Raw genomic sequence first — 22,067 nt, forward strand, 5'->3', positions numbered from 1 at the left:
ACTCGTGCGTCCGGGCAAGCTGCCAATCTTGCCATTCCTTGTATTAGTCGCAGTAGGATAAGAGCCTTTGCCGGTGCTGACAAGGCTTAGGGCCTCCTTTGGGCGCAGGCTAGCGCACTGGACAGGGCATTCTAGGGAACTTGGCGGCCACAAACCTTGATTTTGATCTAGCCAGCGACGGCTTGTGGTGATGCCGACATCGCGGCCGGGTGCAGCGGCGGCCTCGACTGGGGTATGCTATGGCATCGCGTCCGCCAGGACACTCGTATCACGCATGAGGTAATGAAGATGAAAGCCAAGGTCAACTGGGTGGAAGGGATGAAGTTTGTGGGTCACAGCGAGTCTGGTCACCAGCTGATCCTCGACGGCACCAACCCGGGGGAGGGGGCCAGCCCGATGGAGTTGATCCTGCTGGCGGTGGGCGGTTGCAGCTCCATCGATGTGGTCTCCATCCTGGAGAAGGCGCGCCAGAACGTGAGCGCCTGCCATGTGGATCTCTCCGGTGAGCGGGCCGAGACGGTGCCCCGGGTGTTTGAGAAGATCCACTTGAACTTCGTGGTCACGGGTCAGGGCCTGGCCGAGAAACAGGTGGCTCGCGCCGTCGACCTCTCCATGGAGAAGTACTGCTCCGTCTCCCTGATGCTGGAAAAAGCCGTCGAAATTACCCATAGTTATCAAATTATTGAGGCCTGATCCCCCGCTTCTCTCGTCATCACAAAAGGAAAGTGCAATGAAGAAACTAGTCGCTCTGATCCCCCTGTTGGGACTGGCAGCCTGTAGCTCGCCGCAACCGACCCAGTACCAATATAACCAGTATCAGTGTGGTGAAGAGATGTTGGCGGTGACCTATGATCCCCAGGCCGACATGGTGCAGTTTCCCCTGAACGGGGTCTACCAGAAGCTGGGCCGGGTCGAATCCGAGAAAGAGAGTGCCCGTTACTCGGACGGGGTCACCATGTTCTGGACCCAGGGGGATCGGCTGACCCTGACCCAGAAGGGGGTCACCCTGCTCAACTGTACCCGCCTGTAACGGCGGTCAGCACGGACAAAGGCCTGCATCATGCAGGCCTTTGTCGTCTGCGGACGCCGGAGGCGGGCTCAGGGCAGGGTGCTGAGCATCTTGCCGACCAGCTCCTGACTGAAGGCCGCCCGCTGTGACTCGGCAATGGCCTGATCCGTGGTGAGCTGGATGACGCTGCTCCAGGCCGATTGCTGCCGCTGGCGATCCAGCATGATGATGGCGAGCGTCCCCTTGCGGACCCCCGCCTTGGCCTGCACCCCAGGGTTCATGCCGAGGCGGGCGAACAGCGCCTCGTCGCTGATGTCCTGGGCGCCGGCGACGCCGATGGCCACCCAGATATCGGCCTCATCGAGGGGGGCGCTGCGCCAGCCCTTGCCATCGAGGTATAACGCCACCGCCTGCTGCAGGGGGGCGAGCCAGCCTTCGGCGCTCGCCCCCGAATACTGGTACTGCTCGGCCAGGGCGTAGCGGGGCTGGGCCGGGAAGGGCCACTGCTCGGCCGGACGGGTCACCTGGGTGCCCATGTCGACCACGGGGGCCTGGTGGCCACTGCTGCAGCCGCCGAGCAAGCCAACCAGTCCAAGCAGCAGGAGTGGCCAGGGGGTTCTCAAGATAGTGTGCATGGGGGTCGCCTCGTGTCAGGTGATCTTGCCGGTTTCGATCAGTTGCTGGATGAGGGGGCGCAGGATCAGTTCCATCGCGAAGCTCATCTTGCCCCCGGGGACGACGATGGTGTTCATGCGGGACATGAATGCGCCATCGATCATCGACAGCAGATAGGGGAAATCGACGTTCTTGATGCCGCGAAAACGGATCACCAGCATGCTCTCGTCCAGGCTGGGTATCACCTTGGCGCTGAAGGGGTTGGAGGTGTCCACGGTCGGCACCCGCTGGAAGTTGATGTGGGTGCGCGAGAACTGCGGGGTGATGAAGTTGATGTAGTCGTCCATGGAACGCACGATGGAGTCCGCCACCGCCTCGCGGGAGTGGCCGCGCTCCGAGGTGTCGCGGATGAGCTTCTGGATCCACTCCAGGTTGACGATGGGCACCACGCCGATGAGAAAGTCGACGTGGCGGGCCACGTTGTGATCCGCCGTGACCACGCCGCCGTGCAGCCCCTCGTAGAACATCAGGTCCGTCTCGCTGGCCAGATCCTGCCAGGGGGTGAAGGTGCCCGGCATCTGGTTGAAGGGGACGGCCTCATCGAACGAGTGCAGATAACGGCGGTACTGGCCGGTCCCATCCTGGCCGTAGCGCTGGAAGAAGGACTCGAGCAGGGCGAAGTCGTTCGCCTCCGGGCCGAAGTAACTGATGTGGCGCCCCTGTTCCCGCGCCTTGCGAATGGCGACGTCCATCTCGGGACGGGTGTAGCGATGAAAGCTGTCGCCCTCGATCACGGCCGCCTGGTAGCCGAGCTGGTGGAACATGGAGCGAAAGGCATTGGTGGTGGTGGAGGTACCTGCACCGGATGAACCGGTGACCGCTATGATGGGGTGCTTGGCCGACATTGGGGTCTGTTTCCTTGCTGTTGCCCCCGCGCAGCAGGGGGTTGTCCGTCTGGATCGACAGGGAGAATGTACCGGTTAGGGGCTCTCTGTCCACGATGAATCGAAGCGATCGGCGGGCACTATGTTCACGCTTTCGTGTAGCTCGCTGTAGACGATCACCGCCGTTCCCTGGCGCAATTGGGTGAGAACCGCCTCCGCCTTGTCGGCAAGGGTGGACTCCTGCTCGCCATAATCGGTACCCTCTATCAACACAAATTGCTCAATAAGCCGTTGCAGGGTATCGGGTTCCAGGCTCTGCCAGGGAATGATCATGGGGAGATCTCTCAAAATGGGATGCGCCATTGTCGATTCAGGGGAGCGGCGCTGCAAACAGTTTTTCCATTGTTAAGGAGGGGCCTATGCCCTTGCTGAAAGAGGGGCCAAGTCCCCTGCGATCCAATCGCCGCCACTCGCCACAGTTCCAGCACCTGCTCGAGCAGGCCAGTCGCGAGGCGTTGAGAAAGGGGAATGTCTGGATCTGGTGGGTGCAGCTGCTGATCATCCTCTATCTGCTGTTCAACGTGCGGGTGATGGAGGGGGCACACCTGCTGGTCGAGCATGCACTGCCCTGGCAACTGGACTCCCAACTCTGGCTGCTTTTGTTCTCCTTGATGTTGCAGCCACCACTGTGGTTCTGGATGGGTCGCCTCGCCTCATCACGCTGGTATCAAGCGATCTTGGTGCTGGCGCTGGTCTGGGGCTGCCTCTGGGCCAGCGTCATCTACGGGTTGATCAAGAGTGAACAACCGGGCCGGGGCGCGCTGGAGCCCGCATTGGCGGCCATGCTGCTGCTGCTGGGGCTCATCGCCCTCTACCCCGTGAGCCGCGTCCTCTATGGCTTCTGTCTGCCGATCCTGCTCGGACTCGCCAGCATGATGCTGATCAAGACGGTGATCTCGCCATTGGCGTTCATCACGGGCCTGCTACTGCTGCTGGTCATCATCGAAACCGGGCGACGCATGCTCAAGAGCTGGTTTGTGCTGGCCGTCCATCGGGAATATGAGCAGGAGCGGATGCTCAAGCGGCTCGATGCCATGGCCCATCAGGATCCGCTCACCAGGATCGCCAACCGCCGCTATTTTGATGAAGCCAGCAAGGCGGCGATCGCCCAGGGCGCCAAGGTGGGCGGGGCATTGACACTGATCCTGATCGATGTGGATTTTTTCAAGGGTTACAACGACCACTATGGTCATCAGGCCGGAGATGAGTGCCTGCTCCTGGTGGCCGAGTGTCTGACGGAGAGCATACGTGAGCCCGGCGATCTGGTGGCCCGCTACGGGGGGGAGGAGTTCGTGGTGCTGCTGCCCGAGACGGATCGTCGGGAAGCGGTCGAGGTGGCCGAGCGCATTCGCGCCACCTTGACCGCACGGGCCCTGCCCCACGCAGGGTCAGATGTGGCCCCGTATCTCACCGTGAGTCAGGGGGTGGCCCAGTGGCAAGCGGGAGAGACGCTCAACATGCTGCTGCAACGGGCCGACGAGGCCCTCTATCGGGTCAAGGAGCAGGGACGAAATGGCTACGGGGTCGCGCCCTAGCTAGAACTTGTAGTCAAAACGCAGGGAAGACTCATCATCGGTGACCTTGATCTCGACTTGCAGCGGGATCGTCTTGTCAGTCGGGTTGAACTGCACCTTGACCCCGTCTCCCCGCAGCTTGACCGCGGTGTTCATGCCGCCGGCCTTGAACTTGATCCTGGGTCTGTAGTTCTCGAAGGCGAGGCTGACGCTCTTCTCCGGCGTCAGATTAAGCCTCTGGTAGGGGGTGATGGTCTGGTTGCCCAGGTTGTCCGTGGTGATCTCGACGCCAAAGGAGAGAGGTTTGGGGGCTTTGAGCAGGTCATTGGTGTCCAGGCTGGACTGCCAGGTCTGGGTGGGGGTCTGTTGGGGGGCCTCTTTCCAGGCTCGTTGCGCGACGGGTCTGTCGATGGCCATTACCCCGCTGCTTATCAATAGCAGCATCAGCATAGCTCGCATGTCGGATCTCCTTATCCTTGGTCTATTGAACATAGTTGCCATTGGGACAAGGGGGAAGCCGTGAGCCGGATAAAACAAAGGGAGCCGAGGCTCCCTTTTTAGATCAAGCGATTAGCCCATATTACAGTCGGGCAATGATGGCCTGGGTGAACTGGTCGGTAGAGGCGCTGCCGCCGAGATCCCGGGTCACGCAGTCGCCCGCTTCTATGGTGGCGCGCACCGCCTCGCGGATCCGCTCGGCCTTGTCCTGCATGCCGAGGTATTCCAGCATCTGGATGGAGGCGAGGATCACCGAGGTCGGGTTGGCGATGTTCTTGCCGGCGATGTCCGGCGCCGAGCCGTGGACCGCCTCGAAGATGGCCGCCCCTTCGCCTATGTTGGCGCCCGGGGCCATGCCTAAGCCGCCCACCAGGCCGGCGCACAGATCCGAGAGGATGTCGCCAAACAGGTTGGTGGTAACCATCACATCGAACCGCTCCGGGTACATCACCAGGTTCATGCAGGCGGCGTCGACAATCATCTCCTCGCTCTGGATGTCCGGGTAGCGGGCGGCGACTTCCCGGGCCACTTCCAGGAACAGGCCCGAGGTGGACTTGAGGATGTTGGCCTTGTGGACCGCGGTGACCTTCTTGCGACCCTCCTTGCGGGCCAGCTCGTAGGCGAAGGTGACGATGCGCTCGGCACCCTCGCGGGTGATGATGCTCATCGCCTCGGCGCTGTTGTTGTCATCGCTGCGCTTCTGGCCTGCCCCCGAATACATGCCTTCGGTGTTCTCCCGCACCGTGATGATGTCGATGTTGTCGTAGCGGCTCCTGGTGCCCTTGAAGGAGATGACGGGGCGGACGTTGGCGTAGAGATGGAACCGCTTGCGCAGGGAGACGTTGATGGAGGTGAAGCCGCCGCCGACCGGGGTGGTGAGCGGGCCTTTCAGACTGATCTTGTTCTTCTCGATCAGATCGAGGGTGGACTGGGGCAGCAACTCGCCATGTTTCTCGAGGGCCACCAGGCCCGCATCGGCATACTCATAATCGAAGTCACAGCCGGCATGGGTCAGGATCTGGATGGCGGATTCGATGATGCTGGGGCCTATGCCGTCGCCCGGGATGACGGTGATCTTGGTTTTTGACATGAAACGTATCCACTTCTAGGGAACAGAGGAGGGGGGAGGATTCGGCGGTTTTTATATCATTTTCACCCCAATCCCACCATGTTTCTTTACATTCTACCGGTTTTCCTCAACAGCGAAGGTGAGCGCCGTCATGATTGTGCCGACGGGGGATCAGCGAGGCACATAGCGGATCTCCTGCAGGTTGAAACCCAGGGGGATGTCGAGTCGTAGTCGCACCAGTGTCTGGGCGAGTCTGGCGTCTTCGGCCTGGGTCAGCACCTTTTGCAGGGGCTTGCCGGCTTCCTCTATGGCCACCGCCAACATGCCGTCCAGGCTGCCGTATTGCTGCAGCAGTTGGGCCGCGCCCTTGGGGCCTATGCCCGCCACCCCCTTGATGTTGGAGCCGGCCACCCCGGTCAGGGCCCAGAAATCGACGAGCTGGGCCGGGGCGACCCCATAGTGCTGCTGGACGAAGGCGGCGTCGAGCCAGCGTTTGTTGAAGTAGTCGCGCACCTGGATCCCTTTGCCTATCAGCTGGCAGAACCCCTTGTCGGTGGAGATGATGGTGGCCCTGTGGCCGTGGCGGGCGATGCCGCAGGCCAGGGTGGCCACCAGATCATCGGCCTCGTCCGTCTGGGAGAGCAGGGCATCGATGCCGCACTCCCAGAAGGCGTCCTGCAGGCTGGCCAGCCCGGCCTTGAGTTCGGGGGGCATGGGGCTGCGTCCCGCCTTGTAGTCGGGATAGAGCCCCTTGCGCCAGCTGTTGACCTCGCCATCAAATACGGCGATGACATGGGTCGGCGTGGCGGCCGCCAGCAACTTGCGGCTGGTGTTGACCAGGTTGGCCCGGGTGGCGAGCAGTGCCTGTTCCGGGCTCAGGGCTTGCTGGGCCTGCACCGCATGGAGGCGGCGGATGAGGTTGAGGGCATCGATGATCAGCAGATGAGACTTGGGCGACATGGTGGCGGTGCGCTTTCTCCAGGGGCCGGCTCGGGGAGCGGCGGGTGTGGCGCTGACGCGCGGGAATGGCGCCATTGTAACAAGGGAGGGGCGCCATTGCGCCCCTCCCTTCACGGGGTGACTCGCCCCTTGTCCTAGCGCACTATCTCGTAGCAGGGTACGTACTGGCTGCCCGGCAGCTTCATGCGTTGCTGCTTGACGAAGCTCTCCAGCAGCTTGTCCATCAGCACCATCAGCTCCTTGTCGCCGTGCAGCTTGAAGGGGCCGTGCTGCTCGATGGCGTGGAGCCCGGCCTCCTTGACGTTGCCCGCCACTATGCCGGAGAAGGCGCGGCGCAGGTGGGCTGCCAGCTGCTGCGGCGCCTGGTTGCGGTGCAGATCCAGGCTGGCCATGTTGGTGTGGTTGGGCTCGAAGGGCAGCTGGAAATCGGGCTCTATCTTGAGGGACCAGTTGAAGGAGTAGGCATCCCCCACCGACTTGCGGTACTCGCGCACGCGCGGCATGGCCTCCTTCATGGTGCGGGCCACCTCGGGGGCATCGCCCACTATGATGCGATAGAGGCTGGTGGCCGGCTCTCCCAGGGTCGCCTTGATGAAGTCATCGATGGCGCGGAAGTAGTCGGCGCTCTCCTTGGGCCCGGTCAGCACGATGGGGATGGGTTGGCGCTCGTTGGCCGGGTGCATCATGATGCCGAGCAGGTAGAGCAGCTCTTCTGCGGTGCCGACCCCGCCCGGGAAGATGATGATGCCGTGACCCAGGCGCACGAACGCCTCGAGCCGCTTCTCGATGTCCGGCAGTATCACCAGCTCGTTGACGATGGGGTTGGGAGGCTCGGCCGCTATGATGGAGGGCTCGGTCAGGCCGATGTAGCGGCCGTTGCGCACCCGCTGCTTGGCATGGCCCACGGCGGCCCCCTTCATGGGCCCCTCCATGGCGCCCGGGCCGCAGCCGGTACAGATGTTGAGCTCGCGCAGGCCCAGCTCGCTGCCCACCGCGCGGGTGTACTGGTATTCGGTCTCGTTGATGGAGTGGCCGCCCCAGCACACCACCAGGTTGGGATCCGCCCCCGGGTGGATCGCCTTGGCGTTGCGCAAGATGGAGAAGACCAGATTGGAGATGTGGCTCGGGCTGGCCAGGTCGACCAGGGCGTTGGCCTCGAGCTGATTGGAGACATAGAGGATGTCGCGCAGCACCGAGAACAGATGCTCCTGGATGCCGCGGATGATGTCACCATCGACGAAGGCGTGTTCGGGCGCGTTGAACAGCTCCAGCTTGACCCCGCGCTCGCGCCGGATCACATGAATGTCGAATGATTTGAAGCGCTCCAGTATCTCTTTGGAGCTGTCGGTGTGGCTGCCCGAATTCAGTACCGCCAGCGAGCAGTTGCGAAACAGTTGATAGATATCGCTGGAGGCCGTCTGCTTGAGTCTGTCGACTTCGAGCTGGGACAGCAGGTCCATGCTGCCCACGGGATTGATGTGCGTGATCATGATCTTCCCCTTCTCACTCATTTGTTATCGTTGTCTCTGCCCCTGGGGATAAGAGGGATGCCTTTGGGCATCCCTCTCACCTGATAGTAGAGCCAAGGGGAGGGGGAGGGGAATAGGGGCGGGTGTGACTGCCGTTTTTTTGAGCGTCGGTGGAATGGCGTCGGCGTGCCGGCCCCCTTCGATGCGGATCAGCCCAGGTCGGTGTTGACCCTGTCCCGACCACCGTGCTTGGAGCCATAGAGCGCCTTGTCCGCCCGCTCGAACGCGTCGGAGGGCTGGTCCCCCTCCTTGAACAGGGTGGCGCCGATGGAGATGGTGATCTCGACCCTGGCATCGCGAAAGCGGAACGGAATGCTCTTGATCGCCTTGCGCAGGTTCTCGAGAGGGGTCTCGAATTTGTCCGGGTTGACGTTGGGCAGCAGCACCACGAACTCCTCGCCGCCGAAACGGGCGATGAAGTCGGTGTCGCGCAGGGACTTTTGCAGCGCCTTGGCGACCACTTTCAACGCCTTGTCCCCCGCCATGTGGCCATAGTTGTCATTGATTCCCTTGAAGTGATCTATGTCGATGATGGCCAGGCACAGGGGGGTGCGGTAGCGCAGCCAGCGCTTGTATTCCAGCTCGAGCCGCTCGTCCAGTGCCGCCCGGTTGTGGACCTGGGTCAGGCTGTCGAGGAACAGCTTGTGCTTCTGGATGGTGAGGCGCTTCTTGTACTCCGCCGTCTCCTCCTTCATCAGCCGCAGCTTGGCCTCCATGGTGGAGAGGCGGGTGATGAGGTGCAGCTCGCGGGCCGTCATGGCCTCACGCTCCTTGAGCAGCAGACCGATGGCGGCCATGTGGTCGCTGATGGCTTGCTTGAGTTCCTCGGAGGAGTGGTGGCGGGTCAGGGTGTCATCGATGGCCTGAACCTCGTTGTCCAGGGCCTCACGGCTGGTCTGGCTCGCCTGCTGCAAGGCCCGCCCCTCATCCAGGGACTCGGTGAAGTTGAAGTGGACCGAGGAGAGGCTCTCGTTGAGGGCGGTCAGGAAGGCGCGCGAGCTCTTGCGCTCCTCGCGGGTGCCCTCGATGATGAGCTGGATCACCTGCAGGCAGGACTCGGCCAGCAGGGAGGGATCCATCCCCATCAGCAGCTGGCGGCGTATCTCCCCCAGGCTCTCCCCCACGGCGCCGGCAAAATCGAGCTCGGTGATGAGGCGCTGCAGCTCATCGGCGATGCGGTTGTAGACCTTGACGTCGAGGCTGGCGGCCTCGTCCGTATCCAGGGCCGCGCCATCCGCCCCCTTGTCGGCGGGGGGCTGGTCCTGACCAGTCCCATAAGGGGAGAGGGGTTGGCTGGGCAGCAGCTGGATCTTGATCGCCTGCTGGTAGAACTCCAGCAACTGGGTGACCCGGCGCTGGTGGTCGCTGAGACCATAGCCGTTGGGGGCGGCCAGGAAGGCCCTGAGGGACTTGCGGGTCTCCTCCGGGAATCCCTTGAGGGACTTGAGCTGCCGGGAGCCGAGTTCGATGGCGCTGGCGGTCAGGTTGATGGACTCTTCCAGGGCCGTACTGTGCTGTTGCAGCAGCTTCTCGATGGCGGCGAGGTCGTTGTCCAGACTGGTGAGGGAGGGTTGTCCTTCCAGCTTCTGCTTGAGGCGGGCGAGCTTGTTGTCGAGCTCGCGATCATGACCGCGGCAGGCCTGCATCAGCTTGGCGATAAACTGGATGCTGCGGCTGCGCTCGGCCTGGCTGCAGAGCACCGTCTCATCGAGCTCGAGTTGCTTGTGCTGGAGCGACTCCCTGAGTCTGGCCAGTTGCCCTGCTACGGCAGTGATGTCATTCATTATTCAGGCTGCCCTGTTTGTTGTTATTGTCCGTGGAGGTGGGATAGTCCTCTGTGGGCGAGGCCGACTCAGATCCCCAGCGATCCGCTATCTTGTCATCGATCATCTGCGCCCCTCGTCCGTGACAGGCTTGCCCAGTTGATCCACTGTTTGTCGTGAGAAGAGTTTACTTTTACCAATCCCTTGTCAATCGCCATCAGGCAGCATTGCCACACGTCTCCGTTAAAAAAGGCCGCCTGTTGGCAGTCGATCGCCGCCAGTTCCAGCCAGGCACTCTGATTGGCCTTCTCCCCCAGCTGAGTCGCACCCGCCAGGGCCAGGTAACAGAGATCGAACAGGCCGAGGTGGTCGAGGGCGCTGGCCGCCTTGGGCAGGAAGGGGTGGCTGACGATCCCCAGGCTGATGCGGCGATCCAGGGGCTGATCGCAGGGAAAGGCGGCGAGTTGTTCGAGTAGTTGCCGGGCCAGCTGATGCAGCTGGGCGACGTGGCGCTGGGGCACCACATAGAGCAGGTGGCCCTCGCGCAGGTCATAGATGCGGCCATCGGGGGGGGTCAGGCCGGCCACATAGTCGCCGAAGGCGCTCTCTATCTCCCGTGCCAGCTGATAGCCGTGGCGCTCCAGGTTGTTGGCCAGGAAGGGAACCCGAAACAGCAGATAATGCAGCTTGTCGTCGAACTCCCCCTCGGTCAGCTCATTGAGGTACCAGCGCTCCGATTTTTGCTGGCGCTTGGCCATCTCTCTGGGCCAGCGATTCATCAGCCGCTGCCAGTTGGCCAGGCCGCTGCGGGGCTCAGTCAGCGTGGCTTCGCCGAGGAAGCGTGCCTGCTGGCGGGCACTCTTGAGCCGCAGCCAGAGGGTGAAGAAGAGGTAGATGAAGAAGGCGAGCAAGAGGCCTGAGATGACGCTCGACCAGAGGTAGCGCTCCTGCTGGTGGCGGCTGTGGTCCAGGCTCAGCTCCAGGGCCTTGATCTGCTGTTCGCGCTCTATCTGGCTGTAGTTGTCGCGGATCGCCTCCTGCTCCAGATCCACCTGCTGCTGGTTGATCCGCTCGCTCAGTTGATGGAAGCGTTTGTAGCTCTCCAGCGCCTGTTGCAGGTAGCCTTTCTGCTCATAGGCCAGGGAGAGCAGGCGGTAGATCTCGAACTGGCGGTGGGCGTCATCTATCTGATTGGCCAGCTCCTGGGCCCCCTCCAGTTGCAGGATGGCGATGGCCGCCTCTTTTTGCTTGAGGTGCAGCTCTCCCAGCAGCAGCAGGGTATCGATCAGGGGTTCCTTGTCATCCCCCGCTCTGTGAGCCTGGCGAGCTGCGCTGAGATAGCTGCGGGCCAGGGGCAGGTTGCCGCTTTGCAGATAGGTCTTGCCTATCTCGTACTTGAGCTGGGCGACCCGGGTGCGCTGGCTCCCTTCGTCCAGCAGATCCAGGGCATTGAAGAAATAGACCAGGGCCATGTTCATGTCACCCTGGTTGCGGTTGAGGCTCGCCAGCACGCTCAGGGCCTGGCTGAGCAGGATGGGGTTGCCGAGGGCGTGAAAGTAGTTGGTGGCCTCGTTGGCGTATTGCAGCGCCTTCTGGGGCTCCTGCTCCTCCTGATAGAGGTTCACTATCTGGTTGGCGAGCAGGCCGAGGAAGAGGGGATCGGCCAGGGGTCTGGCCTGTTGCTGGGCCGAGATGTAGTCGCCAAGGGCCAGCTGGGGCTGGCCGAGGGCGTGATAGAGGTCGCCGCTGACCGCATCGACCCAGGCCAGGGCCCTGATGTCGCCGGCGGCATTCGCCCACTGCCGTGATTCGCTGATCAACTGCTTGGCCTCCTCGAACTGATGGGCCTGGATCTGATCCGTGGCGCGCAGCAGCCGGCTGTAGACCTGCAGTGGACTGTTCTGGAGTGCCCGTTCATCGAGCAGGTGGGAGAGCTGGGTGCGCAGGGGGGCATTGTCCTGACCGGCGCCCAGCAGGTTCTGGTTGCGCAGCATCAGGTAGAGGCTCTGGGCCTGTTGCTTCGTCTGCTTCTCCTTGCTGGCCAGGGCCAGGGCCTGCCGCAGTTCCTGCTCGGCCAGCTGATATTGGCCGAGCTGGATCAGGCACTCCCCCTTGAGCAGGTGGGCACCGGTGGCCTGGGCTATGGTGCCGAAGGTGAGCAGGGGCTCGCGGTAGCCATAATCCTGGCGACTATTGATGATCTGCTTGGGATTGTTGGCCGTGCGGACCAGGAAGGCGGAGGTGATCTGTACGCATCTGGCCGGATCGCTTTGCACCAGGGTCTGAGCCTGCTGGAGATCGACAGACAATTGCTCCTTGGCCAGATCCACATTGGGAGCCGACAGGGAGGACATCATCATTGCCAGAAAAAACAGTTGATTCATGGTATTGGGGGCCGCACGGGGGTGAGGGCATGTTATCCAAGCCCCCCCCCGTGAGTCCAGAGTTTACTGACAGATATGATACCCGGGGTCATCGCCGTCAGCGCCCCCCTTATTACTGCCGGATCAGACGCAGGTTCTCAGCGGGTTCTTCCCAGTCGCTGCGAAACGGGTTGATGTCCAGGCCGCCACGGCGGGTATAACGGGCGTAGACGGTGAGCCGCTGCGGGGCGCAGTGCCGTTTCAGGTCGGTGAAGATCCGCTCGATGCACTGCTCGTGGAACTCGTTGTGCTGGCGAAACGAGATGAGGTAGCGCAGCAGCTTCTCCCGATCCAGACGAGGGCCGCGATAGCGGATCACCACAGAGCCCCAGTCAGGCTGGCGAGTGACCAGGCAGTTGGACTTGAGCAGGTGACTGTGCAGCGTCTCCTCCACCTCCTCGTCCCCGGCGGCGCCCGCCAGCAGGTCGGCATCAAATTCATACTCATCCACCTCGATATCGAGGTCATCGATGCACTCGCCGGGCAGGCTGGCTATCCGGTGCGGCGCCTGCTCCAGGGGGAAGAGGGTCACCGCCACCGGGGCGCCGGCGCAGGCGCTCAGATCCTGGATCAGCGAGTCGCGCACCGCCGCCATGCTGGCGCAACGGGTCTGGTTGAAGGAGTTGAGATAGAGCTTGAACGACTTGGATTCGATGAGGTTCGCGCTGCTGGCGGGCACGCTCACCTCGCCCAGGGCCACCATGGGTTTGCCCTTGGCATTGAGCCAGGAGAGCTCGTACAGGGTCCAGATGTCGGAGCCCCGGAACGGCAGGGGATCCGGCAGGGCGAGATCGTCACGGTTGAGGCTGCGGGGCACGGGTTGCAGCAGCGCCGGGCTGTAGTGGCTGATATAGGCGGACTGCTGGCCCAGGCTCAGGCCCTGCAGGGCCGCGGCATCCTGGTATCTGTCTTGTTTGCTCATGGGATTGGTGGTGCAATGGCGAATGTTGTCGCTAATTGTGAGGAATTTCGATGCCGGATCAAGTCTTGTCTGCCCTGACGCACTTTTTGTTGCGCTGGCAGCGGGAGGGGGAGGCGCGGCGCGGGCTGCCCCTGTGCCAGTGGGAGGCGGACTGGCGCTCCCCCTGCGAGCTGGGGGAACCCAGCGGGGGTCAGGTCGCCTGGCGGCCCCATGTTCGCCCCGAGCCCGCCGACTTCAGCGCCATGGAGGCGGCCCTCGAGCTGACCCTGCATCCGAGCGCCAGGATCTGGTTCGGCCTGGGGTTCAGCCGGCCGTTGCCTTGCCTGTTCAAGGGATTGCGCCTCGAGTTGATCCTGCCCTGGAACGAGCAGGATCTCGACTTGCTGCGGGAGAACCTGATAGGCCACCTGCTGATGTTGCGCAAGTTGAAGCGGGCCCCGTCGCTGTTTATCGCCACCACCCGCAACGAGATGACCCTCATCTCCCTGGACAATGAGACCGGCCAGGTGTGGCTGGAGTGGCTCGACTCGGGCCGCCGCCTCGCGCTGGCGCCCTCCCTGCCGGCTTTCCTCGAGCGGCTGGAAACCCTGCCCCATTGATCCTGTCCCTGTGAGACGAGAAGGGCCTTGCTATCCGGCAAGGCCCTTCTGATATCGGGACACAAGGTAGTGCCATCTCAAGGGAGGAGGCTCAATCCTTGAAGTCCCAGGAGAGGTTGGAGACGAGTCGGCAAGGCTCGCACTTGAAGTCAAAGATCTCGTGCAGGGGGGCCTGGAGTGCCCAGTCCCCGCCACAGCCCGGACAGGGGCGCGCGCGCTCCTCGGCGCCGCTCAGGCCGCCGACCCGATAGAGGTAGTAGTAGACGGGAATGCCGGTCAGGGCCTCGAGCCGCTGGCACAGATCCCTGCCGCGCCGGGCGAGGCGGCTGCCCGCATCCCCTATCTCGTGCAGGGCCGCGTGTTCGGCGATGGAGCCGTTCATCTGCAACTGATCGCAGGCCTCCCAATCCTCCTGCCACTTGATGATCTGCTTGTGATCGCCGTTGGCGAGTGCGGGCAGCCGATAGAGGGGGACGGGGGCGAAGTGATCGCCGCAGCGCAGCGGCGAGCAGCTGTGGAGGAAGCTGGTATAGAGCAGCAGCCAGCCGGGTCGGGCGTCGTTCTGGCCGCAGGGATCCGTGCTGTCGGAGAGCAGATCCATCCCCTGCAGTTGCAATTTGGGGGCCAGCAGCCCCGCCTGGTGCAGCCTCTGCTCGGCCAGGGTCACCAGCTCGCTCTGGTTGTCCGGGTGCAGGCTGTCTTGCTCAGGGCAGACCACCCGGCTGATGAAATGGCCATCGTGCATGCTGGTGGGAAACTCCCGGCCCAGGATCTGGCCCTGATAGCGCAGCATGTCGAGGTAGTTGACGATGGCGCCCTCGGCCTCGCCGAGGGAGGTGTCGCGATAGCATTCGAAGGTGAGTTCGAGAATATACATGGTGGATGCTGGGCCTGATTTAGCGGGGCTGGGTCATGAGGGCAAGGAGGCGGTCCAGCTTCTGTTCGAGCCGTGTCAGCCGCTCGCTCAGGCTCTGCAGGCTGGGGCCGTCCGCATCGGGGGTGGCCGGGTCAGGCTGCACCTGAGGCGCCTGGACTTGCGTCTCCTGTGCCGGCTCGGTCTGGGGCGACTTGAGCTGGGCCTGCTTCCACTGGCTGAGGCCCTTGAGCAGTTCGGCCATGGGGATGGGCTGGCTCAGCCGCGCCTTGATCATGGCGGTGGTGGGACTGATGCCGCGCGCCTTGAGCTCGCTGGCAATCTGATGGATTTCGCTGGACGACATGAGCGCTCCTCTGGGGTCTTGGCCGGGGCGGCGAACTGGGCTGCCTTTATGCCGGATTGGCGCCGGCAGGGTAAGTCATGGACGGGCGCTTGTCACGGCCCCGGCGAGCCCGCAATCATTGGCGCAGCAGCACATCGAGCTGATCTATGGTCTCGCTCCAGGCGGCATCATCGCGCAGGGATTCGCGCAGGAAACTGGCCTGGGACGCATTCCAGAAGGGGGCGTCCGCCAGCTCCATGCCATCGCGCAGGGCGTGGCTGTCGATGAAGCGGCGCAGGCTGTCGGCATCGTTGGGCAGCCCCAACTGGGCAAAGAGGGCGGGCATGTCGTGTACCATGGGGTCCATCTTTCTTCTCCTTGGTGCAAATGCCTAGATTATAGCCGCCCCCTGCCTCGCCTCGTCCGGTGCCCCTTTCATCGCTGGCGCTATCCCTCGCTCGGCAGCCGGTGGGGTGGCAGTTCGACCCCGGCTATCTTGAGCCCCTGCATGGTGAGGGTGCCAAGGTAGTGGCTCTCGCCATCGCTGCTGAATTCGAACTGGTAGCAGGTGAGCAGGCGCAAGGGGCGATGGGCCAGCCGCCGGTGGCTGCGGGCCACCGACAGCAGTTGCAGCTGATGCTGCTGGCAGTAGCGTCTCAGGTATTGCCAGGCCAGTTCGGCCTGGCGCCGCTGGTGCCAGAAGGCGGAGGCCAGCACAACCAGCAGCAGGATCCAGAGCAGTTCTTCCATGATGGGCTCCTTGCGGCCGGTCAGCCGGCCTTGAACAGGCGGCCGATGGCGCGGCTGACCGCCTCGCTGCGGGCCGGGCTGCGCAGGGTGGCGAGCACCTGGGGTCGCAGCAGGGGCAGGGTGACCAGCTCGGCAAAGACCTGATTGAAGAAGGGGGTCGGTTGCTCGGCCAGTCGCTCGAGGAAGAGATCGAGCAGGGCGGGATCTTGCAGATCCGGCCAGAGCCGACCGGCGATGGCGAGCAGCAGGCTGGGGCTGGGGTGGGTCTCCAGCAGGGTGAGCAGCTTGTTGATGCGTTGGCCGTTGCTGGCGGTAGCGGCGAAGGCGCGGCACAGATAGGCCAGGGTCTCGGGATTGGGGTGGGCCGACTCCTGCTCCCGGGCGATGCGCTCGAGCAGTGCTCCTTGCAGGGCAGGGGGCAGGGGGGCGCTCTCCAGGCTCTGGCACAGGGCGTGCAGCGGCGCCTCGGGCAGGCGCGCCATGGCCTTGCACACCAGGGCCAGGTTGCTCTCCAGTTGCAGACGCTCGGCGAGATCGGCAAAGCCCTGCAGGCCCAGCTGCTGCCAGCCCTCTTCACTGGGGGCGGCCAGATAGTGGCACAGGGCCTGATAGTAGCCGGAGGGTGCCTGCTCGAGCTGGCACCCCAGCTTGGCGTGCAGACTGGCCATCTTGGCCTCGGCCGGACGGAAGGTGTAGGGGTTGTCTGCCAGCCGCTTGGCGGTGGCGTCGTCCAGCTCGCCGGTCAGCTTGTAGCCCAGGGTCTCGACCACCAGATCCATGAAGTGCTTGGGACCGGCGCTGACGAGCAGACCCCGCTCATCGAGGGCAAACTTGAGGAACCAGAGGTAGTGTTTCTCCTCGGCGCGCTGGAAGAAGTGCACCGCGAGCCAGGCGTGTTGCTGCAGGGGCCAGGGGTAGGGGATGGCTTGCTGCTCGACACGCACGAACTCAGCGCTGTCGAGGGGGCGCACCTGGCGGCCCAGATCGAACAGTTGGAACTGGGTATCGGCCTGGGTCAGGAATTCGGTCAGGGTGTTGATGGCGGTCATGGTATGAGAAGGCTGATGAGTCATGGCCCCCGATTATAAGGAGCCGGCACCAGATAGCCAGCGGCGCGGCCCCTGCCTAACCGTGGCGAGATTGTGTATAGTGGCGCCCCTTTGTGTATCCCCGCCGACGGATCAGCCCCTGCCTCTGATGGCATCCGGCAGCCGATGCGACCGGTTGGACTATCTCTGATGGTATCTGGCGGCCGATGCGAGCGGCCCGATTGAGCGAGGCTCCCGGCCTTGAGGAGTAGATGATGAACAAGTATCTGTTGGTGGCTGGCCTGCTGGGCGAGCTGAGCGCCGAGCTGCAGCGTCTGGAGCGCTGGCAGAGCGACCACCCCGGGGAAGAGGCGCTGGCCAGCACGCTGCCGTTTTGCGTCGATACCCTGAGCTTCGATCAGTGGTTGCAGTTCGTGCTGATCCCGCGCATGGAGCAGCTGGTCATGTTGCAGGCGCCCCTGCCCGCCAATGTCTCCCTCTATCCCATGGCGAGCGAGAGCTACAAGGAGAACCTGGCGGAGGTGGCCGATCTGCTGCGGCTCATCGCCCGCTTCGATCTGCTGCTCTCCGGCAAGGTGGTGGAAAAATGAGTGAGCCCCTGACCCCTGGCTGTGAGCCCGGGGAGGATGCGCTGGCGCCGACCCTGCTCTATCAGGATGACTGGCTGGTGGCGGTCAACAAACCCTCCGGCCTGCTGGTGCACCGCAGCTGGCTCGACAAGGGCGAGACCCGTTTCGCCATGCAGATGACCCGGGATCTCATCGGGGGTCGTCACGTCTATCCGGTGCATCGGCTCGACCGGCCGACCTCGGGCGTGCTGCTCTTTGCCCTGAGTCCCGAGGTGGCCCGCAGCCTGACCGAGGCGTTTGCCGGGCGGCGGGTGCACAAGGAGTATCTGGCACTGGTACGGGGCTGGGCACCGACCCGCGGGCTCATCGATTATCCCCTCAAGGAGCAGCTGGACAAGATAGCCGATGCCTTCGCCGATCCGGACAAGCCCGCCCAGGAGGCGGTGACCAGTTTCAGCCGGCTGCATCAGGTGGAGCTGCCCCATGCGGTGTCCAAGAAGCATGCCACCAGTCGCTACAGCCTGGTGCGCCTGGCCCCCCACACCGGCCGCAAGCATCAGCTGCGTCGCCATCTCGATCACCTGTTCCACCCCATCGTCGGGGACACCACCCATGGTGATGGCCGCCACAATCGCTTCTTTCGAGAGCACTTTGACTGCCAGCGCCTGCTGCTGGTGGCGCGTACCCTGAGCTTCGAGCACCCAGTGCTCAAGGTGCCGATGCGGATCCAGGCCCCCCTCGGCGCCGAGCTGCTGAGCCTGTTCGCCAAGTTGGGATGGCCCGCCAGCGAGAGTGATTACTGACCGGCAGGTCATCTCTGCCACCTGGTGCCTTGCCCTGTTCCCTTCTCGCCCACTGTGGCATGCTGGGGTCGTTCCCCGACTGAGGAGGCAAGATGGCACAGATAGATATCGTAGTGGGCAGCGTCTATGGCGCCGCCTTTCTGGTGGCACAGACGCTGATGGCGTCGTTGGAGGGGCTGGGCCATGAGTGCCGTCTCCACGAGGAGGCGCGTCTCGAAGACATAGGTACCAATCGTTTCCTGCTGCTGGTGTCGGCGACCACGGGCCAGGGGGATATCCCCCCCAACCTGGAGCCTTTTGCCGCCGACCTCAGGGAGAGGGCACCCTATATGAAAGGGCTCAATTATGCGCTGATCGCCATGGGTGACAGCAGCTATGAACATTTCTGCGGCGCCGGTCGCCAGCTTGACACCCTGCTCCAGGAGTTGGGGGCCCATGCCCTGCTGCCCCGACTGGAAATAGATGCGACCCAGGTGGATGAGCCGGAAGTGGTGGCGCTTACCTGGCTGAAAGAGTGGCAAGAAAGTATCTGATCAGACCAAAGAGAAAATAATTAACGCTTTTATTCGGAATAACGGGCCAATATTTGGCCCGTTATTTTTATTGCCCACCGCCTTGTGGCGGGCATTATTTCTGTTTCACCTTCCTGGCTGATAGATCTCCGTCATGACATCACCATGGATAAAGTACTGTTGCGCTGACAAGTCCCAAATTTAAAAGTTCCTCATTGAAAGCGATTTCAGTCATGTTTTTGTCATTCACTCGCCATGCAATTACTTTTTGTTCGTCGCAAATTAATTGCTGACAGCGGTTTCATTTTATCATTTTGCGGCATTATGGTTGTTATATTGGTCGATTGTTGCTGACGCTTGCTCTTTTTGGGGCGTTATTGTCCCCACTGCCAGATTGGGCGCTGTTTGTCCCTGTTTTGTGAATTGGCTCATGTTTGTCCCTATATCACCTACCTATAATCGACCTCGGTTATCACCCAAACGTTTTTATGGTGATAGGAAGTAAAACCTCAGGACACACACTCCACAGCGGGAAATAAGGAAAATGAAAATGAAAGCAAAGTGGCTCCCGATCGCTGCCGCAGTAACCGCAGCCCTGGCTTCTCAAGCCGCCTTCGCCGTTGATTTCCACGGCTACTTCCGTTCCGGTGTCGGCGTCTCCAAAGATGGCGACATGCAGACTGTTATTAAAAAGCAAAAGGTTGGTCGCCTGGGCCACGAAGATGACACCTATGGTGAAGTCCAGCTGGGTCAGGAAGTGTTTAACAAGGATGGCAAGACCTTCTATGTTGACTCCATGGTGGCCATGACCTCCAATGGCTCCAATGACTGGGAATCTACAGAGTCTCGTTTCCAGTGCACTGCTGCAGATGGTGTTCTGACCAAATGTGACAATAAGGAAGATTCTACGTTTGCACTGCGTCAGTTCAATGTTCAAGCCAAGGGGTTATTGGGCTTTGCTCCGGAAGCGACTCTGTGGGCAGGCAAGCGTTTCTACCAGCGTCACGACATCCATATCTCTGACTTCTACTACTGGAATATCTCTGGTGCCGGTGCCGGTATCGAAGGTATCCAGGCTGGTCCCGGCAAGGTGTCCTTTGCCTGGGTTCGCAACGACCGCAGCGGTACTGATGATGGTTGGACATACAATGATGAGCTGAACGTCAACACCCTTGACCTTCGTTATGCCGGTATTCCGCTGTGGCAAGATGCCTCACTGGAGCTGGGTGTCGACTACGCCATCGCAAATCCGACCGATGCTCAGAAAGAATCCAACAATGCACAATATAAGAATGCTGAAGACGGCGTAATGTTGACCGCCGAGCTGACTGCTAATGTGCTGGGTGGTTTCAACAAATCTGTGGTGCAGTACGGTACCGAAGGCTACTCCAAAGTATTTGCTTTCTGGGGTGATGGTTCTTGGTATGGCGCCGAAGCCAAAGATGGAGCAGATGGCTTCCGGTTGATCAACTGGGGCGTTATCCCGATGGGTGATAAGGTCGAGATGGGTCACCAACTGGTTTACGGCGTAGGCAACGAGATGTGGGATGGCAACGACAAGTGGGAGACTATGTCCGCTGTCGTTCGCCCCATGTACAAGTGGGATGACTTCAACAAGACCATCTTCGAAGGCGGCTATTTCAAGGACAAGAACAAGTCAACTGATGGCTCTTCTCTTGAAGATTCAGGTTACAAGCTGACTCTGGCTCAGGCCTGGTCTGCTGGTTCCAGCTTCTGGGCCCGTCCGGAAATTCGCGTGTTTGCTTCTTACGTTGGGCTTGATGATAACGATATGGCTGGTAAGCCTTTCGATAGCCAATCCTCAAAAGACACTTGGAACTTTGGTGTTCAAGCGGAAGCTTGGTGGTAAGCCCGGCTTTCAGTTAAGTTAGTCACTGCCCCCACTTGGGGGCAGTTTCGTTTCGCCAGGTAACGGCAACCGGGTTATGGAGATAAGAAGAATGAAATTGGTAAAGATGTCTATCGCGGCCATGGTTACTGCGCTGTTGGCCGGTTGTTCCGGGAACATGGTGGTTCCCATGCAGGAACACGCTTCCATCCTGAGCAATGCCGATCAAGCCAAACAGGCGCTCTCGCAGGAGACTAGCTGCTGTGCTGCATTCAGTGAGTTCAATTATGTCGCCTTGCCCGTAGGGGATACCCTGCTGACCCTTGATGGTAAACAACCCAGTTTTCAGTTTGAGGAGGGGATGAGCTATTTCGCCGCTTATCGCCTGCCCGCCAATACCGGCAATCTGGCCATCAAGGTGGCGTCTCAGGTGAGCAAGACGGTGCTGGCACCACAAGTCATCATGCTGGATAGCCAGTTCAAAGTGACTCGCGTGTTGGGTGAATCGGTATTCAGTTATCAACCCGCCCACCTGCTGGATAACGACAGGATCGAGGGCAAGGTATTTGTGGATCGCAGCATGCCGGGCAATCCGGCAGCCGAAACCTATATGATTGTCTACACCCCTGCCGATGCGCTCTCTGGCAGCACCACCATACTGCATCCCGCCAAGGCCTTCGCCCGGGCCAACAACACGGTGGAGCCGGCCGTGCCGGATCCCGTGATCCCGCACTCTCCCTGGGGCCTGGTGCAGATAGTGGTCACCGACATGGCCAAGGCACAGGGCATTGAAGCCGTGTTCAAGCCCGAGTATGCCGACAAGGTGGCCATGAGCCAGCCGGCAACGACCGCCACGGCTGCCGCCGTAGGAGGCACGGCCCTGGTGGCCACGGCGCCGAGCAAGCCGGCACCCGCCATGTTGAGCGAGACGGAAGCCTTCTATCACAGCCAGATCGAAAAAGCGGTGAAGGGCGGGGATATCGACAAGGCAATGCAATTGGTCAATGAGGCCGAACGGGCCGGTTCCACCAAGGCAAAATCCGTGTTCGTCGATGCGGTGAAACGTTCTCAGCAGAAATAATGCGTTTACCATCACTGAGCTATATTTATCAGGCCTCCATTGTCGGGGGCCTTTTTAATGATTATATTGGGTCTACACTTAACCAATGGTTGGTTACATTGAGTTACACTGCGTTTCAGCTGGTTGTGTTTGGTAGGGTTAAAATACAATATGAAACAGCAGTTTTCATGAAAATAAAATATAGTTATTGTGCGGAATATTAACTGTTAAATCTTATTCTTGTCTTGTGTCAATCATCTTGTGATCTCTTCCCCAAATTTCTTATCTGCTAATTCCTGACTGAAGAATTTCCCTATTCCATGGGTTATATTGACTTGGTCAAAATAAAAAACACCCCATCTCCCGGTTCTGGTTAGCATTCATGCGGATGATAGGCTTAACTTCGAACGGGTCCGTTAGGGAACAATCAT

At 61.4% G+C, this 22,067-nt stretch carries 24 protein-coding genes; 9 read left to right on the top strand and 15 right to left on the bottom strand.

Annotation, left to right across the window (positions count from 1 at the left end; translation table 11 throughout):
* The first annotated feature begins 288 nt into the window (after positions 1-288).
* Both ACLHZ1_RS01480 and ACLHZ1_RS01485 read left to right on the top strand, forming a co-directional pair.
* A complete protein-coding gene (locus ACLHZ1_RS01480; protein WP_427260669.1) occupies positions 289-693 on the top strand; it encodes an OsmC family protein in 405 nt (134 codons plus the stop codon).
* A 37-nt stretch (positions 694-730) separates the two neighbouring features.
* Positions 731-1,030, top strand: coding sequence for an MliC family protein (locus ACLHZ1_RS01485; RefSeq protein ID WP_408794981.1), 300 nt, complete (start codon positions 731-733; stop codon positions 1,028-1,030).
* Between the two features lie 68 nt (positions 1,031-1,098).
* On the opposite strand, the gene ACLHZ1_RS01490 is transcribed toward ACLHZ1_RS01485, so the two are convergent.
* The 3 genes from ACLHZ1_RS01490 to ACLHZ1_RS01500 form a co-directional block, all read right to left on the bottom strand.
* Complete coding sequence (locus ACLHZ1_RS01490) at positions 1,099-1,644, bottom strand: DUF4136 domain-containing protein (protein ID WP_427260670.1); 546 nt, start codon at positions 1,642-1,644, stop codon at positions 1,099-1,101.
* Between the two features lie 15 nt (positions 1,645-1,659).
* A complete protein-coding gene (locus ACLHZ1_RS01495; RefSeq protein WP_408794986.1) occupies positions 1,660-2,529 on the bottom strand; it encodes a phosphoribulokinase in 870 nt (289 codons plus the stop codon).
* 75 nt (positions 2,530-2,604) lie between these two features.
* On the bottom strand, positions 2,605-2,841 hold the full coding sequence (locus ACLHZ1_RS01500) for a YheU family protein (protein ID WP_427260671.1): 237 nt from the start codon (positions 2,839-2,841) through the stop codon (positions 2,605-2,607).
* 86 nt (positions 2,842-2,927) lie between these two features.
* Between ACLHZ1_RS01500 and ACLHZ1_RS01505 the strand changes: the two genes are divergently transcribed.
* On the top strand, positions 2,928-4,103 hold the full coding sequence (locus tag ACLHZ1_RS01505) for a membrane-associated sensor domain-containing protein (RefSeq protein ID WP_427260672.1): 1,176 nt from the start codon (positions 2,928-2,930) through the stop codon (positions 4,101-4,103).
* On the opposite strand, the gene ACLHZ1_RS01510 is transcribed toward ACLHZ1_RS01505, so the two are convergent.
* The 7 genes from ACLHZ1_RS01510 to queF form a co-directional block, all read right to left on the bottom strand.
* A complete protein-coding gene (locus ACLHZ1_RS01510) occupies positions 4,104-4,541 on the bottom strand; it encodes a hypothetical protein (RefSeq protein WP_427260673.1) in 438 nt (145 codons plus the stop codon). It abuts the gene before it with no gap.
* Positions 4,542-4,662: 121 nt separating this feature from the next.
* Entirely contained in the window at positions 4,663-5,670 is a 1,008-nt protein-coding gene (locus ACLHZ1_RS01515) for an isocitrate dehydrogenase (protein WP_427260674.1), read from the bottom strand.
* A gap of 150 nt (positions 5,671-5,820) precedes the next feature.
* Positions 5,821-6,609, bottom strand: a complete 789-nt coding sequence (gene xni, locus ACLHZ1_RS01520) for a flap endonuclease Xni (RefSeq protein WP_427260675.1) — start codon at positions 6,607-6,609, stop codon at positions 5,821-5,823.
* 134 nt (positions 6,610-6,743) lie between these two features.
* Positions 6,744-8,099: a nucleotide 5'-monophosphate nucleosidase PpnN gene (ppnN, locus tag ACLHZ1_RS01525; protein ID WP_427260676.1), complete on the bottom strand. Its 1,356-nt coding sequence runs from the start codon at positions 8,097-8,099 to the stop codon at positions 6,744-6,746.
* A gap of 188 nt (positions 8,100-8,287) precedes the next feature.
* Positions 8,288-9,922 carry a GGDEF domain-containing protein gene (locus ACLHZ1_RS01530; RefSeq protein WP_427260677.1) on the bottom strand — a complete coding sequence of 545 codons (1,635 nt, stop codon included), beginning with the start codon at positions 9,920-9,922 and terminating at the stop codon, positions 8,288-8,290.
* A gap of 95 nt (positions 9,923-10,017) precedes the next feature.
* Positions 10,018-12,285 carry a hypothetical protein gene (locus ACLHZ1_RS01535; protein ID WP_427260678.1) on the bottom strand — a complete coding sequence of 756 codons (2,268 nt, stop codon included), beginning with the start codon at positions 12,283-12,285 and terminating at the stop codon, positions 10,018-10,020.
* 112 nt (positions 12,286-12,397) lie between these two features.
* Complete coding sequence (queF, locus tag ACLHZ1_RS01540; RefSeq protein WP_427260679.1) at positions 12,398-13,246, bottom strand: NADPH-dependent 7-cyano-7-deazaguanine reductase QueF; 849 nt, start codon at positions 13,244-13,246, stop codon at positions 12,398-12,400.
* Between the two features lie 50 nt (positions 13,247-13,296).
* On the opposite strand from queF, the gene syd reads away from it, so the two are divergent.
* Entirely contained in the window at positions 13,297-13,845 is a 549-nt protein-coding gene (gene syd / locus ACLHZ1_RS01545) for a SecY-interacting protein (RefSeq protein WP_427260680.1), read from the top strand.
* A 91-nt stretch (positions 13,846-13,936) separates the two neighbouring features.
* Here syd and ACLHZ1_RS01550 read toward each other — a convergent pair whose 3' ends face one another.
* From ACLHZ1_RS01550 to ACLHZ1_RS01570, 5 genes are all read right to left on the bottom strand, one after another.
* Complete coding sequence (locus ACLHZ1_RS01550; RefSeq protein ID WP_427260681.1) at positions 13,937-14,722, bottom strand: Zn-ribbon-containing protein; 786 nt, start codon at positions 14,720-14,722, stop codon at positions 13,937-13,939.
* 19 nt (positions 14,723-14,741) lie between these two features.
* Complete coding sequence (locus ACLHZ1_RS01555) at positions 14,742-15,065, bottom strand: hypothetical protein (RefSeq protein WP_427260682.1); 324 nt, start codon at positions 15,063-15,065, stop codon at positions 14,742-14,744.
* Positions 15,066-15,180: 115 nt separating this feature from the next.
* Complete coding sequence (locus ACLHZ1_RS01560; RefSeq protein WP_427260683.1) at positions 15,181-15,411, bottom strand: DUF2789 domain-containing protein; 231 nt, start codon at positions 15,409-15,411, stop codon at positions 15,181-15,183.
* 80 nt (positions 15,412-15,491) lie between these two features.
* On the bottom strand, positions 15,492-15,794 hold the full coding sequence (locus tag ACLHZ1_RS01565) for a DUF3301 domain-containing protein (protein ID WP_427260684.1): 303 nt from the start codon (positions 15,792-15,794) through the stop codon (positions 15,492-15,494).
* Between the two features lie 20 nt (positions 15,795-15,814).
* On the bottom strand, positions 15,815-16,843 hold the full coding sequence (locus ACLHZ1_RS01570) for a DUF3549 family protein (RefSeq protein WP_427260685.1): 1,029 nt from the start codon (positions 16,841-16,843) through the stop codon (positions 15,815-15,817).
* A gap of 254 nt (positions 16,844-17,097) precedes the next feature.
* Between ACLHZ1_RS01570 and ACLHZ1_RS01575 the strand changes: the two genes are divergently transcribed.
* From ACLHZ1_RS01575 to ACLHZ1_RS01595, 5 genes are all read left to right on the top strand, one after another.
* Positions 17,098-17,433, top strand: coding sequence for a YqcC family protein (locus tag ACLHZ1_RS01575; protein WP_408792534.1), 336 nt, complete (start codon positions 17,098-17,100; stop codon positions 17,431-17,433).
* Positions 17,430-18,215 (top strand): tRNA pseudouridine(65) synthase TruC, encoded by a 786-nt coding sequence (gene truC, locus ACLHZ1_RS01580; protein ID WP_427260686.1) that lies wholly within the window; start codon positions 17,430-17,432, stop codon positions 18,213-18,215. The genes ACLHZ1_RS01575 and truC overlap by 4 nt, the downstream gene beginning before the upstream one ends.
* A gap of 92 nt (positions 18,216-18,307) precedes the next feature.
* Positions 18,308-18,748, top strand: coding sequence for a flavodoxin (locus ACLHZ1_RS01585; protein ID WP_427260687.1), 441 nt, complete (start codon positions 18,308-18,310; stop codon positions 18,746-18,748).
* A 529-nt stretch (positions 18,749-19,277) separates the two neighbouring features.
* Positions 19,278-20,597: a maltoporin gene (locus ACLHZ1_RS01590; protein ID WP_427260688.1), complete on the top strand. Its 1,320-nt coding sequence runs from the start codon at positions 19,278-19,280 to the stop codon at positions 20,595-20,597.
* A gap of 91 nt (positions 20,598-20,688) precedes the next feature.
* Positions 20,689-21,657, top strand: coding sequence for a MalM family protein (locus ACLHZ1_RS01595; RefSeq protein WP_427260689.1), 969 nt, complete (start codon positions 20,689-20,691; stop codon positions 21,655-21,657).
* Positions 21,658-22,067: the final 410 nt, after the last annotated feature.

Origin of the sequence: Aeromonas sobria, assembly GCF_050266975.1 — a bacterium.
Classification (GTDB): domain Bacteria; phylum Pseudomonadota; class Gammaproteobacteria; order Enterobacterales; family Aeromonadaceae; genus Aeromonas; species Aeromonas sobria_B.

What these genes read in the sequence shown, in the direction of transcription:
- ACLHZ1_RS01480 (WP_427260669.1), top strand. Translation starts at nt 289, where the DNA reads ATGAAAGCCAAGGTCAACTGGGTGGAAGGGATGAAGTTTGTGGGTCAC.
- ACLHZ1_RS01485 (WP_408794981.1), top strand. Translation starts at nt 731, where the DNA reads ATGAAGAAACTAGTCGCTCTGATCCCCCTGTTGGGACTGGCAGCCTGT.
- ACLHZ1_RS01490 (WP_427260670.1), bottom strand. Translation starts at nt 1,644, where the DNA reads ATGCACACTATCTTGAGAACCCCCTGGCCACTCCTGCTGCTTGGACTG.
- ACLHZ1_RS01495 (WP_408794986.1), bottom strand. Translation starts at nt 2,529, where the DNA reads ATGTCGGCCAAGCACCCCATCATAGCGGTCACCGGTTCATCCGGTGCA.
- ACLHZ1_RS01500 (WP_427260671.1), bottom strand. Translation starts at nt 2,841, where the DNA reads ATGATCATTCCCTGGCAGAGCCTGGAACCCGATACCCTGCAACGGCTT.
- ACLHZ1_RS01505 (WP_427260672.1), top strand. Translation starts at nt 2,928, where the DNA reads ATGCCCTTGCTGAAAGAGGGGCCAAGTCCCCTGCGATCCAATCGCCGC.
- ACLHZ1_RS01510 (WP_427260673.1), bottom strand. Translation starts at nt 4,541, where the DNA reads ATGCGAGCTATGCTGATGCTGCTATTGATAAGCAGCGGGGTAATGGCC.
- ACLHZ1_RS01515 (WP_427260674.1), bottom strand. Translation starts at nt 5,670, where the DNA reads ATGTCAAAAACCAAGATCACCGTCATCCCGGGCGACGGCATAGGCCCC.
- xni (WP_427260675.1), bottom strand. Translation starts at nt 6,609, where the DNA reads ATGTCGCCCAAGTCTCATCTGCTGATCATCGATGCCCTCAACCTCATC.
- ppnN (WP_427260676.1), bottom strand. Translation starts at nt 8,099, where the DNA reads ATGATCACGCACATCAATCCCGTGGGCAGCATGGACCTGCTGTCCCAG.
- ACLHZ1_RS01530 (WP_427260677.1), bottom strand. Translation starts at nt 9,922, where the DNA reads ATGAATGACATCACTGCCGTAGCAGGGCAACTGGCCAGACTCAGGGAG.
- ACLHZ1_RS01535 (WP_427260678.1), bottom strand. Translation starts at nt 12,285, where the DNA reads ATGAATCAACTGTTTTTTCTGGCAATGATGATGTCCTCCCTGTCGGCT.
- queF (WP_427260679.1), bottom strand. Translation starts at nt 13,246, where the DNA reads ATGAGCAAACAAGACAGATACCAGGATGCCGCGGCCCTGCAGGGCCTG.
- syd (WP_427260680.1), top strand. Translation starts at nt 13,297, where the DNA reads ATGCCGGATCAAGTCTTGTCTGCCCTGACGCACTTTTTGTTGCGCTGG.
- ACLHZ1_RS01550 (WP_427260681.1), bottom strand. Translation starts at nt 14,722, where the DNA reads ATGTATATTCTCGAACTCACCTTCGAATGCTATCGCGACACCTCCCTC.
- ACLHZ1_RS01555 (WP_427260682.1), bottom strand. Translation starts at nt 15,065, where the DNA reads ATGTCGTCCAGCGAAATCCATCAGATTGCCAGCGAGCTCAAGGCGCGC.
- ACLHZ1_RS01560 (WP_427260683.1), bottom strand. Translation starts at nt 15,411, where the DNA reads ATGGACCCCATGGTACACGACATGCCCGCCCTCTTTGCCCAGTTGGGG.
- ACLHZ1_RS01565 (WP_427260684.1), bottom strand. Translation starts at nt 15,794, where the DNA reads ATGGAAGAACTGCTCTGGATCCTGCTGCTGGTTGTGCTGGCCTCCGCC.
- ACLHZ1_RS01570 (WP_427260685.1), bottom strand. Translation starts at nt 16,843, where the DNA reads ATGACCGCCATCAACACCCTGACCGAATTCCTGACCCAGGCCGATACC.
- ACLHZ1_RS01575 (WP_408792534.1), top strand. Translation starts at nt 17,098, where the DNA reads ATGAACAAGTATCTGTTGGTGGCTGGCCTGCTGGGCGAGCTGAGCGCC.
- truC (WP_427260686.1), top strand. Translation starts at nt 17,430, where the DNA reads ATGAGTGAGCCCCTGACCCCTGGCTGTGAGCCCGGGGAGGATGCGCTG.
- ACLHZ1_RS01585 (WP_427260687.1), top strand. Translation starts at nt 18,308, where the DNA reads ATGGCACAGATAGATATCGTAGTGGGCAGCGTCTATGGCGCCGCCTTT.
- ACLHZ1_RS01590 (WP_427260688.1), top strand. Translation starts at nt 19,278, where the DNA reads ATGAAAGCAAAGTGGCTCCCGATCGCTGCCGCAGTAACCGCAGCCCTG.
- ACLHZ1_RS01595 (WP_427260689.1), top strand. Translation starts at nt 20,689, where the DNA reads ATGAAATTGGTAAAGATGTCTATCGCGGCCATGGTTACTGCGCTGTTG.